Annotated in this window: 9 protein-coding genes and 1 tRNA gene; 8 read left to right on the top strand and 2 right to left on the bottom strand. The window is 46.8% G+C overall.

The annotated features are described in order from the left end of the window. Window positions 1–191: 191 nt before the first annotated feature. The 5 genes from H6F74_RS09720 to H6F74_RS09700 all read left to right on the top strand — a co-directional run bounded on the left by H6F74_RS09720 (window position 192) and on the right by H6F74_RS09700 (window position 3,588). Window positions 192–419 carry a DNA-directed RNA polymerase subunit omega gene (locus tag H6F74_RS09720; protein ID WP_190420966.1) on the top strand — a complete coding sequence of 76 codons (228 nt, stop codon included), beginning with the start codon at window positions 192–194 and terminating at the stop codon, window positions 417–419. A 201-nt stretch (window positions 420–620) separates the two neighbouring features. Then, entirely contained in the window at window positions 621–1,160 is a 540-nt protein-coding gene (locus tag H6F74_RS09715; protein WP_347269498.1) for a hypothetical protein, read from the top strand. A gap of 30 nt (window positions 1,161–1,190) precedes the next feature. Further along, window positions 1,191–1,556, top strand: a complete 366-nt coding sequence (locus H6F74_RS09710; protein ID WP_190440033.1) for a DUF1818 family protein — start codon at window positions 1,191–1,193, stop codon at window positions 1,554–1,556. A 49-nt stretch (window positions 1,557–1,605) separates the two neighbouring features. Continuing rightward, a tRNA-Pro gene (locus H6F74_RS09705) sits at window positions 1,606–1,679 on the top strand. 223 nt (window positions 1,680–1,902) lie between these two features. After that, window positions 1,903–3,588, top strand: coding sequence for a fibronectin type III domain-containing protein (locus H6F74_RS09700; RefSeq protein WP_199301045.1), 1,686 nt, complete (start codon window positions 1,903–1,905; stop codon window positions 3,586–3,588). A 64-nt stretch (window positions 3,589–3,652) separates the two neighbouring features. On the opposite strand, the gene H6F74_RS09695 is transcribed toward H6F74_RS09700, so the two are convergent. Next, entirely contained in the window at window positions 3,653–4,099 is a 447-nt protein-coding gene (locus H6F74_RS09695; RefSeq protein ID WP_347269497.1) for a GAF domain-containing protein, read from the bottom strand. 308 nt (window positions 4,100–4,407) lie between these two features. Next, window positions 4,408–8,439: a PAS domain S-box protein gene (locus H6F74_RS09690; protein WP_190439756.1), complete on the bottom strand. Its 4,032-nt coding sequence runs from the start codon at window positions 8,437–8,439 to the stop codon at window positions 4,408–4,410. A gap of 609 nt (window positions 8,440–9,048) precedes the next feature. Here H6F74_RS09690 and H6F74_RS09685 point away from each other — a divergent pair. The 3 genes from H6F74_RS09685 to H6F74_RS09675 all read left to right on the top strand — a co-directional run bounded on the left by H6F74_RS09685 (window position 9,049) and on the right by H6F74_RS09675 (window position 12,400). Next, window positions 9,049–9,360, top strand: coding sequence for a hypothetical protein (locus H6F74_RS09685; protein ID WP_190439753.1), 312 nt, complete (start codon window positions 9,049–9,051; stop codon window positions 9,358–9,360). Window positions 9,361–9,589: 229 nt separating this feature from the next. Beyond that, on the top strand, window positions 9,590–11,317 hold the full coding sequence (locus H6F74_RS09680) for a succinate dehydrogenase/fumarate reductase flavoprotein subunit (protein WP_190439750.1): 1,728 nt from the start codon (window positions 9,590–9,592) through the stop codon (window positions 11,315–11,317). Window positions 11,318–11,776: 459 nt separating this feature from the next. Then, the gene (locus tag H6F74_RS09675) at window positions 11,777–12,400 is read left to right on the top strand and encodes a TMEM165/GDT1 family protein (protein ID WP_190439747.1); all 624 of its coding nucleotides are present in this window, start codon (window positions 11,777–11,779) and stop codon (window positions 12,398–12,400) included. Window positions 12,401–12,473 lie beyond the last annotated feature (73 nt).

Below are 12,473 nucleotides of genomic sequence, written 5' to 3'. Positions count from 1 at the left end.
CACTTTGACAATAATTTACACAATATTAAGCGATTCTTTGCACTTTGAGACATTCCCCCTAAAGCAGATCCACAGTGCTAATAAACCCAAAGGCTTTGAGTCTCCTGTTAAACTGAAGTGTGCAACGCTCGCTTTCATCAAATAACGTGCCTCGTATACCACTACTAACCACTAATAACAAATACAACCCTATGCTTAAGCGTTCCAAGTTTGATTCAGCTTTAATTATGTACCGGGCTGAAGAATTGGTTAGTGCGGCTTCCAATCGCTACCGGATTACGGTTCAGGTGGCGAATCGTGCCAAGCGCCGTCGCTATGAAGACTTTGATAATCTAGACGATCCGATGATGAAGCCAGTGATGCGGGCAATTATTGAAATGTCCGATGAACTGACCCAACCGGAGATTATTGGCGACTAGGAAAGAGGTAGAGGGGAAGGGAGACAAGGGAGAATTTCTTTTCCCTCTTAACTCCTGACTCCTTACTCAGCACTATAAGCCAAGGCACTCAGCAGTATTTTTATGTGAGGGAAAATGAAAAGACAAAGTAGGAGGTTTCTCAACCCAATTGTGCGTTTTACCGTTGTCCTAACAGCAGCGTGTCTATGCCTTTGGGCAAGCATCCTTGATTTTTCCCTTCATCCTACATCCTTCCTGCTTCATCCTGCTAACGCCCAGATAGTGAGGACAGAGAATGTCTGGCAACAAGTCTATCAACGCCTACCGGATTTGCCACGGGAAAATCAATACATCAGTAAGGAAACTGGTAAGGCGGCGACAGAGAACACCTTAGTGGGTCGATTAATCCGGTATCACGTATATGTAAAGTCCCGTCCACCGAACTATCGCCTGGATTGGAAGCTGACTTTGGCTGACTATCTGGGTGCAAATGAATTGATAGTCGAATCGGTGTATCCGGGTTATGATAGTTTGCGGCAAAATCCTTTAGAAGGCGATCGCGCTGCTGTTAGTCGGATGAATCGATCGCAACGAGATGCCTTAGTTCAAGTCTTAGTTAGCTTTTTTGGTGGTAATGCCCAGAACGCAACAACACCACCTTCCACTTCCTCACCTGCACCACAGCCCACACCCCAACGCAGGCAACTGCCCCAACCGGGGGATGCTCAGCTGTTAAAAAATGAAAAATTAAAAATGGAATAGAAGTTCTTCAATTTTTAATTTTTAATGTCTATGGAACGTGTGGTTAAAAGTGGAGTTGGTTGGCGCATTGGCTGGAACCCCGATACCTCTGAATTTAAAGGTTTAGTAGGTGGGGAGGATTGGGCGATTGAGCTGACGGAAGCGGAATTAACTGAATTTTGCCGATTGCTGGAGCAGTTGGCTCAAAGTATCGCTCAGAGTGCCGATGAATTGATGGATGAAGAAAAAATTTCCTGTGAGGCGGAAAGCGATTTACTTTGGATGGAAGTCGAAGGTTATCCCCACGCCTACAGTCTTCGCTTTATCTTGAACACCGGGAGGCGCGCAGAAGGGAATTGGTCGGCGGATGCGGTTCCGGGTTTGGTACAAGCCATCCAAGTTTTAAAGGTTTTCTAAATTGAAGTTGACAATTTAGAAAAAGACATTATACAATTTAAGACTGTGCCGGGGTGTAGCGCAGGTTGGTAGCGCGCAGCTTTGGGGTAGCTGAGGTCGTGGGTTCGAATCCCGCCACTCCGATTAATAAGAGTTAACCTTTGTAGGGTGGGCAAATGCTCACCCTACAAACATATGGCGCGAACCCTCCAAAGGGGTTGTTCCCTTGGGAAATTGCGTCCTTCCCTCCCCAGGAAAAACAGCGATGTTTCAACGCCTTACCAGTCGTACCATACTCGCTCCGGCTGTGTTTTTGCTTCTGGCAGCCGTTAGTCTAATAATTGTGCTATTAACTCCACAGCCAGTTATGACATCCCAAAATCAGCTGCTGACGGCTCCATTTCTGCAACTGCCCAGCGAGACGAGCGTGCGAGTTGTTTGGTTTACTGAATTTGCTGGCACTCGTCATCGTGTCGCCTACGGTGAAAATTTCGCTCAAAGTGTCGTCGCCACTACCACCAAACTCAGCCGCACCAGGGAAGACCAGGAATCAAAGGTAGGGAACCAAACCGAGGATAATCAATACCAGCAGCCAACTAGACGCGACATCTGGAGGCACGAGGCAGAAGTCGCTGAGTTAACTCCAGGCAAACGTGTGCCTTATCGCGTGACCAGCGTACAGGAAGATGGCGCTAGTGTAACTAGCGAGGTGTTCACCCTCGCCCCTAAACCTCCGCAGGGAACGCCGCTGAAAATCTTGCTGACTTCCGACCACCAACTCAAACCGATGACAGCTGCCAATCTTCAGAAGGCAGTTGAGACTATGGGAAAATTCGATGCTGTTTTCATGGTCGGGGACTTGGTAAACGTTCCCGACCGTGCTAGCGAGTGGTTTGATGATAACCGTGGAGGTGCTTTTTTTCCTTGTTTCCAAGGACGGGCGAAAACGATAAGCGATCGCAATGGTATCAAAACAGTTTATCGAGGCGGAGAAATTATTCAACACGCCCCAATTTATACCGCAATTGGCAACCATGAAGTCATGGGACGCTTCTCGATGGATAAAAGTTTAAACGAGCAGTTTGATGACTCGTTTCCCCGGAAAGCTGCTGAGGAAATATATACAAAAAATGCAGCGCAATTAAACAATAGTGACGACCCAAAGGTGCGCGAAGCTTGGTTGAAAGACAATTCTTTTAATACCGACACCTACGAAGAAATTTTTACTTTACCCCAGAGTAAAGAAGGTAGAGAAAAATACTACGCTCTCACCTTTGGGGATGTGCGTTTGGTGGTGTTGTACGCTACGAATATGTGGCGTTATTGGGGACTTGAAGAGAAGACAAGGGGAAGATACCGCGAACGAGGCCAAGATTTGAATAACCCTGAAAATTGGGGTTATGGACAGCACATCTTTGAGCCAATTGCTAAGGGTAGCAAGCAGTATAAATGGTTGGAAACAGAGCTATCGGGTTCGGAGTTTCGCGAAGCTAAATATAAAATGGTGATGTTGCATCATCCGCCCCATTCTCTGGGTGACAATATTGTTCCTGCATATACTGACCCGGTGCAGGTGCGGGAAGTAAATGCGGATGGCAGCATAAAATCGATTCGCTACCAGTATCCCAAGGAAGCCGATTATATTATCCGGGATGTGAAGCCACTGCTAGAGTCTGCTGGGGTGCAGCTGGTGTTTTATGGACACTCGCATTTATGGAATCGTTTTGTGAGTCCTCGCGGGATGCACTTTCTGGAAACTTCTAATGTGGGCAACTCTTATGGTGCTGCTGTTGGCGACAAGAAGCGACCTGTACCAGATGGCTTTAATAAGGAAAATTATGCGGTAACGGGCGATCCGAATGGGTTGGAGGCGGTTGTGCCTACAATTGCGCCGCTGATGGGTGAGGATGGGAAACCGTTGCCGTATGTGGCGAGTAATGAAATTACGGCCTTCAGTATATTGGACACGGGAACGGGTACGGTGAGTAGTTACCGCTTTGATACGGTGGAAGAATCTGAGGTGGTAAAGTTTGATGAGTTTCGGTTGAATTGACTGAATTTGTATGTGTGCTGGGTGGAGCAACGAAACCCAGCACACATACAAATTCAACTACTCTTTAGCTTTCTCGGATTGAACTGGCAGTGGCGAGAGTTTCGGCTGCTTTTTGCATGGTTTCGATATCTGAGGGGAGCCAGGGACGAGGGTGTTGACAGTGATGAGCAACTAGCAAGCCCCACAACCTGGAAGGATTCAGAATCGGTACTACTAAATTAGCGCGAACCTGGATGCTGCGGAGAAAATCGCGGTGGCAAGGGTGGATGGGTTCTAATTCAATATCTGCGATCGCTCTTACCCTTCCCTCTAGGTACATTTCTGCATAGTTATTATTAAAGCAGTCATCAGCTCCTGTCGTTCCGAAGATTGAGAACTCGTCAGAATTTAAAGACTCAAATGTAACTTGACCTTTCCACTGGCGATAAAAGTAATATAAAACTACTCGATCGACCTGAAGAAAATCTCTTAGCTCGTCGGTAGTTTTTTGAACTAAAGCATCTCGCTCCATCGTTTTAGCAAGACGGTTGGCAAATCCTCGCAAACCAGGATCGCCAGAAGGTTTATGTTCACTAGGGTCAGAGTCTCTGTTGAAGTTACTTTGCACAGGGTGAGAAGTCATGCTGAATCAAGACAATTTGCTTTTTTTATGATATCGTTCCGCACAAGCGCCCACAGCAACAAGATTGGGATGCAATTTAAAACTAGAAATTAAAAGTTGTAAAACTTACTTGTCGCTTTTCCCTTTTGGTGAGGTAGGCGGGTGACTTGTGAACAGTCACTGCTAAAAGCGCGATCGCTACAAACGCCACTCAAATTTTAAGACATCATCTGAGTCAGCCCCTGCCGCTTGTTCTGCCCAATCGGAATCTGGATCAGGAATTGTGCGCCCTGTCCTGGCGCTGAAATACACTGCAATTGACCGCCGTGTTTTTCTACCACAATTTGGTAACTAATAGACATCCCTAAACCTGTACCTGCGCCGACAGGTTTAGTTGTAAAGAAAGGATCGAATAACCGACGTTGTACCTCCTCGGTCATACCTGGCCCGTTGTCAACAATCCGAATCAGCACTTGATTGTCATCTTGCACCTCGGTAAAAATCCGAATTTCCGGATTTTGAATTTTCGCCTTCCCCCTTAATAAACAGGAGTTAGAGAGAGTTGGATTTTGGATGGGAAATTCCCTATTCACGAGTCCCCAGTTCCCGTTCCCCATTTCCCGTTCCCCATTCCCCATTTCTAGTACATCAATAGCGTTACTGAGGATATTCATAAACACCTGATTGAGTTGTCCGGCGTAGCATTCTACCTGGGGCAGGTTGCCATACTCTTTAATCACCCCGATAGCAGGACGATCTGGTTTGGCTTTCAAACGGTTTTGCAGAATTAGTAGAGTGCTATCTAACCCATCGTGAATGTCCACCTGTTTCATTTCGGATTCATCCAGTCGCGAGAAGTTACGCAACGATAAGACAATTTGCCGGATGCGGTCGGCTCCCATTTTCATTGATGATAGGATTTTGGGCAGGTCTTCTTGGATGAATTCCAGGTCAATTGCGGCAATAGAAGCTTGAATTTCCTCTGCTGGATGAGGATAGTATTTCTGGTAAAGTTCCAACAAACTGAGTAAGTCTTCGGCATATTCATTAGTATGAATAATATTGCCGTAGATGAAGTTAACGGGATTGTTGATTTCGTGAGCGACACCAGCCACCATCTGTCCCAGACTAGACATTTTTTCACTTTGAACGAGTTGGGCTTGGGTTTGTTGGAGTTCGCGCAGGGTTTGTTCTAGCTGGGTGGCTTGTGCTTGAGCAGCAACAGCAGTGGTGCGACTTTGTTTATAGAGTGCGGCTTGGTCGATAGCGATCGCTAGTTGGTTGCATACTGCTTGTAGCAGTTCCAATTCCCCTTCTGCCCATTGCTGGGCAACCAAGCGCCCACACGTCACCGCACCTAACTTGCCTGATTGCGTCTGAATTGGCAGCGACAACATAGAAGCCGCATTATATGGCTTTAACATCTCCTGCACTGCCAAATCACTCTGAGTAACATCGTCAACTCGGAATATTTCCAGATTTACTAGCGCAGATGTGAACGGATGCCAGTTTTCCAACGGATATAAACCCCGGAAGCTGGGCAAATCGGGATTTTTGGCATTTTTTACGACCATCCAACCAGGACGAGTGCCGTCGGGACGATACCAACTAAACAGGCAAACATCAATCTCTAATTGGCTGTGGATTTCGAGTACGGCTGTTTCCAAAAGCGTATCCAAATCAAGGGAAGCGCGAATCTGACTGGCAAGGCGATTGAGTAGTGCTTCCCTAGTCGCTACTTCGCGAAATTTTCCTTCCGACTGCCGCAGTTTCTCCTCAGCGACTTTGCGTTCGGTGATATCAGTGGAGATCCCACAAATCGCATAAGATACGCCAGCAGAGTCGTATAGAGGAAACTTAATCGACAGGTAGGTGTGGAGTCCATCGTCTAGAGGGGCAACTTCCTCAATTTTTAAACCAGTTCCGCTTTCGAGTACCTTTCGATCGTTCTCCCGAAATGCGATCGCTAATTCATAAGGAAAAAGATCCCAGTCAGTTTTACCTTTGGCTTCCTCTAAAGAGACATGAAACAGGCTTACCCACTGGCGGTTGACCAGAAGGTATCGCCCCTCGTGGTCTTTAAGGTAAATGACTGCTGGGGAGTTATCCAAAATTGCCTGTAGTCGCTGTTGGCTCTCCCGCAGTGCCTCTTCTGCTTGCACTCTGGCGCTGATATCAATCAATAAGCCGATGCTACCAATTACAACGCCACTGCTATTAAACATCGGTGCTGTCCACAGGCTGACATGAATCAATGAACCGTCTTTCCTCTGGCGGCGTAATTCGATACCAGAAGGTACTTGCCCCTGCATCTCAGATTGAAGTAGGGCAAGGGCTTGCTCTTGTTCACTTGGAGGAACGATGGGCAGAGGGCGACCCATAACTTCTTGTTCGCTCCAGCCAAAAAGTCGCTCTGCGGCTGGGTTCCACATCATCACCTTGCCATCAACAGAGATGGTAGCGATCGCTACTGGGGAAGCTTCAATCAGCGTTTCCAAAGTTTGGTTGCTAATTCGTAACGCCTCTTCAGTAGCGGTGCGTTCCGCAATTTCGCGCTGCAATTTCTCGTTAGCATCTCTAAAAAGTGTTGTGCGCTCCTCAACTCGGCTTTCTAGTTCTTCGTTGATTTTTTTTAAGGCATCAAGAGCCTGTTTGCGGGAAGTAACGTTTTGGGCGATACCAACAACACCGATGATGTTTCCTTGCGCGTCGCGGTAGGGACTTTTGGTAAATAGATAAGTTAGTGTAATTCCCCGGAGCGTGAAAACTTCTTCAGATCGCTGGGGAAGTCCGCTAGCGATCGCTCTCCGGTCGATTTCAGCTTGTCGCTGTGCCATTTGGGGCGGAAATAATAATGTGTCATCTTTACCAATAATTTCCGCCGCCGGCTGGCTATATAGATGGGCAGCAGAGGTGTTAACTAATATGTAGCGTCCCTGTATATCCTTGGCAAAGATGACATCTGGAGTGCCATCGATCGCCGCACGCAAGAGGTTATAGCTTTTTTCCAGCTCATCTTTAGCTTTTTCCAAAGCTTCTTGGGCAGCTTTGCGCTCGGTAATATCTGTGTGGGAACCCGCTATGCGGATAGCTCTGCCGTTGGCATCAAATAGTGCCGCTCCCCGCCCGAAAATCCATCGATAAGAGCCATTTTTGTGCTGCAAGCGATATTCTACTTCCGAATGAGAAGTTAGTCCATCCAAACAAGCTTCGATATTGGCTAGTATGCGATCGCTATCATCCGGATGTATCCGATTTCTCCACTCATCCCAATTATTTTGCAGTTCATGCTCCGCAAAACCGAGCATATTCTTCCATTGCGGCGAGAAATAAACTTCGTTGGTTTGAAGATCCCAATCCCACAAGCCATCTCTGGAACCAAGAACAGCCAAATCAAAACGATTCCGGCTTTTACGCAGTTCTTCCTCTGCCAGTTTACGCTCGGTAATGTCTTCGATAGTGCCAAGGATGCCTACAACTTTTCCATTTGCATCATGGAGGGGAACTTTGTTAGTGTCCGCCCACAATTGTTTGCCATCAGCTTGCAGTATGGGTTCAATGATGTGATATTCTGGCTTGTCAGTCTCTATTACACGAGCGTCGCACTTGCGGAAGAATTCTGTTTCCTCCTGCTTCCAAGGCAAGTCGTAGTCTGTCAGCCCGACAATATCTTCTGGATTGTCAATGCCAGCCATTCTAGCAAAACTGCGATTGCAACCTACATAAACTGAATTTCTATCTTTCCAAAAGATGAATTGTGGGATGTTGTCCATTACTAGCTGTAGCATATGTTGCGATCGCACCAGCTGCTCTTCAATACGCGATCGCTCAATGATTTCGGCTTCCAGTTTCCGGTTAACTGCTTCTAGTTGTGTCGAGCTTGGCAACGCTAGGGCTTGGGGAATTATCCCTACCAGTAGCACCGCTGTACACGCGGAAATTCCAGCGGTAATGGCTTTCAGCATACCGGAAAGCCAATAGGTCGGGTGCCAGAGCGTCCACACTTCCATTACATGGGTTGTGCCACAAGAAACTATGAAGGCTCCAAATAACAAGAATATCCAATCGAAGGGTAAATCCCGTCGCTTTTGGACTAAGTTTAAGAGGGTAATAGGAATAGAGTAATAAGCTAAGGCAATTAGAGAATCTGAGGCGATATGCAGCCACACCAAACCAGGCTTCCATAGGTAACAATGGCCGTGGGGAATAAATGAGTTTGAAGTCAAAAAACTTTGTAAAAATTCCCCCATAAATTCTCCTATAGGTGGTGCATAATTCTTGTTATATATGTATTGTATGTATTGATTATTACTAATAAAAGTTATTTTGCTGAGGAAATTATGATGTTTGTGTAAAGTCTTTCGATTACCTAGACGAGCCTAATTGCAGCCAAAGCACTATTGAAGCGGGTGGATACCCTTCTAGCCTGCGGTATGAGCAACAAAGCGATCGCAACTGGAATTACGAGCAAAGTTATCAGTTCTTAACAAGTTTTTTACGTAATTATACGGAACTAAATTTAAAAGATTGGTGATTTATACAATACCTATAAGGTGCATTACCTTTGACTTTGTGCAGGAAGTTGCGCTTAGGGCAGGTGTCTCGCCTACCATACAAATATGCGTTACTGGTATTTTTTTTAAAATAAAATTTTCCTAGGGACGGCTTCAAATTTCAGTAACGCAATTTTTTCAGCCAAAAGAAGGATGCGTAGCACCCAAAAGCCGCCTAGACCAAACTTGCGATCGCGCAGAATTGTAAAGTCGTGTTGCAACTCTTTGAAAAAGATTTAGAAATTGGTCATTACCCAGTCCGAACTTTAACCTAGAAATTTAAAGGAATGTTGCGAGGAAAACGTCATGGATAAAATGCAAAAGTATCGCTTCGTCTGTACCCTCTCTTTTGGCGATATCTACGGTCAAATCATCATTTGGTTGATTGTGATTTTCATTAGTTTAGCCTCGGCACTTGCCCTGTGGAGTAGCACTCGTCAAATCTACGCCCTAGCCACCGTTGGACTTATCCTCGTATTGTCTCTGCCCTTCTTGCTGTTTGCCTTCGTGACTACGTTGTTTAACCACATTGAGGTTGCTGCTATGGATACAGCAGACTCAACTGAGACTGTAGGTGGAAGTTTGCCCTACCAAAAACCTTCTGAAGTAACCAGCTGAACAGTCAATTCGTAGCACAGGCGTCTCGCCTGAGTCAGTAGTCAGTGGGTAAAGCTTTTCGCGTGGCTCCCCGGCTTACCTGACACGCTTACATGGTAGTGGTCAGTGGTTAGTGGGCAGCTATCAACGGACAACGGATTAATTTATAAAAAAACTTCCCTGCTTTCTGGTAGGGAAGTTTTTATTTGCGTTACTCATAGAGATAGGAATTCCAGATATCAGACCAAAGATGCTTGAACACGATGTCATCATTGTGGGAGGTGGATTAGCGGGGTGTCGTGCCGCCCTGGAGATTGTCCGCACCGACCCCAGCTTGAGTGTAGCTCTCGTTGCCAAAACTCATCCGATTCGTTCCCACTCTGTCGCCGCCCAAGGTGGCATGGCGGCAACCCTAAAAAATGTAGATGCCGAAGATAGTTGGGAAGCTCATGCCTTTGATACCGTAAAGGGTTCAGACTACTTGGCGGATCAGGACGCGGTGGCAATCCTTACCCGCGAGGCTCCAGATGTGGTAATTGACCTGGAACACATGGGAGTGCTATTTTCCCGGTTGCCAGATGGTCGCGTTGCCCAAAGAGCTTTTGGAGGACATTCTCACAATCGCACTTGCTACGCAGCAGATAAGACTGGTCACGCAATTCTGCACGAATTAGTTAATAACCTGCGTCGTTGCGGTGTCCGTATCTATGATGAGTGGTACGTGATGCAGTTGATTTTGGAAGATGCCCAGGCGAAGGGGGTGGTGATGTACCACCTTCTAGATGGGCAAATTGAGGTTGTCCGGGCGAAGGCGGTGATGTTCGCCACAGGCGGCTATGGTCGGGTTTATAATACGACCTCAAATGACTATGCTTCGACAGGGGATGGTTTGGCGATGTCTGCCCTGGCTGGGGTGCCGCTGGAAGATATGGAGTTTGTGCAGTTTCACCCAACTGGATTGTATCCGGTGGGGGTGCTGATTTCCGAGGCGGTGCGGGGTGAAGGTGCCTATCTGATCAATAGTGAGGGCGATCGCTTCATGGCGAATTACGCCCCTAGTCGCATGGAACTGGCTCCTAGAGATATTACTTCTCGTGCGATCGCTCTGGAAATTAGCGCCGGACGCGGCATTCATCCCGATGGTAGTGCAGGTGGCCCCTTTGTCTATCTCGACTTGCGCCACATGGGGCGAGAAAAAATTATGAATCGGGTTCCCTTCGCTTGGGAAGAAGCTCATCGCCTACTGAGTATCGATGCCGTAAATCAGCCGATGCCAGTCCGCCCTACCGTTCACTACTCAATGGGCGGCATCCCCGTCAATACTAGCGGTCAAGTGCGTAGTGGCACAGACACCCTAGTTGATGCCTTCTTTGCCGCTGGAGAAGCCGCTTGCGTCTCCGTTCACGGGGCAAATCGACTGGGAAGCAATTCCCTGCTTGAGTGTATCGTTTTCGGGCGAAAAACAGGCGCTTCGCTGGCACAATTTGTCCAAAATCGCAAATTGCCGGATCTAGATGAGCAATCCTATTTGCTAGAAGCTCACTGCAAAATCCAAGCGCTACTGGAGCAATCAGGGCAATACCGGATCAACCAAGTCCGTGAATCCTTCCAAGACTGCATGACTAAGTATTGTGGTGTTTTCCGCACCGAGGAACTGATGCGCGAGGGATTGACAAAGTTGCAAGAAATCCTTTCTCAATCCCAAGATATCTACCTGGATGACAAAGGCAAACTCTGGAACACGGAAGTCATCGAAGCTATGGAACTCCGCAGCCTGATAATTGTCGGTCAGATAATTCTCACATCTGCCCTCAACCGCCAGGAAAGTCGTGGCGCACACTTCCGCGAGGATTATCAAGAGCGAGACGACAGCAATTTCCTCAAGCACACGATGGCTTACTATTCCCCCGCCGGGATTGACCTACAGTATAAACCTGTGACGATTACCATGTTTGAACCGAAAGAGCGCAAGTATTAGGGGGAATGGGGATTAGGGATTAGGGATTAGGGATTAGGGATTAGGGATTAGGGATTAGGAAAAAGTCTTACATAGTCCCCAGCCTCCATTCCCCAGTCCCCAGCCCCTAGTCCCCAATCCCTAATCCCCAGTCCCCAGTCCCCAAACAAAATTTGGGTAATTTCACTACTATCCTTTCGTCTAAGATAGAGGTAAAATTACTTAAATAATGAAGGGGAGTAGCTGCTAGCGAGAGAATTTGCTAGCCCATCTGAATCAACATACTGGCGATAAGCCTGGTTCAGGTGACAAGAAAAGAGAAACTTGACACGGCGCGTAGTGGCACCAGCTAAAGTTTCCCGCCTTGGGAGCGAGACCTTCACTAAGTTCACATAAGATGTGAGCTTGGTGAGGTCTTTATAGTCTTATCAAGCTCACTCAGATGGAATTTAAGTAGAAAATTCTGAGGATCTTGAGACGATGCTGGCAGCTTTTACCGCAGGTTTATTACTAATTACAATTTCAGAATTAGGCGATAAAACCTTTTTTATTGCTGTGATTTTAGCAATGCGCCACTCCCGAAAATTGGTATTTACTGGAGTTGTAGCGGCTTTAGCAGTGATGACGATACTTTCTGTTTTAGTTGGACAAGTAGCGTCTTTACTACCCCAGAATTATGTTAAGTTGGCGGAAATTGCATTGTTTCTGGGTTTTGGGGTGAAGTTACTTTACGATGCTGCCCAAATGCCAGCGGAAGCAGAGTGTGCGGAAGCAGAAGAAGCACTCAGCACCGTGAAAGAAGCTGAGTTGAAAATGCCGAAACACAAAAGCCAGTGGGCGATTGTAATGGAAGCCTTTATGTTGACATTTGTGGCGGAATGGGGCGATCGCACACAGATTGCTACGATTGCGATGGCAGCATCCTATCCAGCTGTGGGTGTCACAGCTGGAGCGATTTTGGGGCATAGTATTTGTGCAGCGATCGCAGTCTTGGGCGGTCGTATGATTGCAGGGCGAATTTCTGAACGGATAATTACAGGAATTGGTGGCTGCTTGTTTTTGGTTTTTGGAGTGATGGCAATTTTAGCAACTTATAAGTTATGAGTTAATAACTCTAACTTTTAGTTTTCAGCTTCTAAATCCTAACTTTTTGCCAACCCAAAAGTCCGGAGATTCA

Source organism: Trichocoleus sp. FACHB-90, from assembly GCF_014695505.1.
Taxonomy (GTDB): Bacteria; Cyanobacteriota; Cyanobacteriia; order Cyanobacteriales; family FACHB-T130; genus Funiculus; species Funiculus sociatus.
Note: the sequence above shows the minus strand (reverse complement) of the source record. Positions and strands in the feature narration are given on the sequence as shown.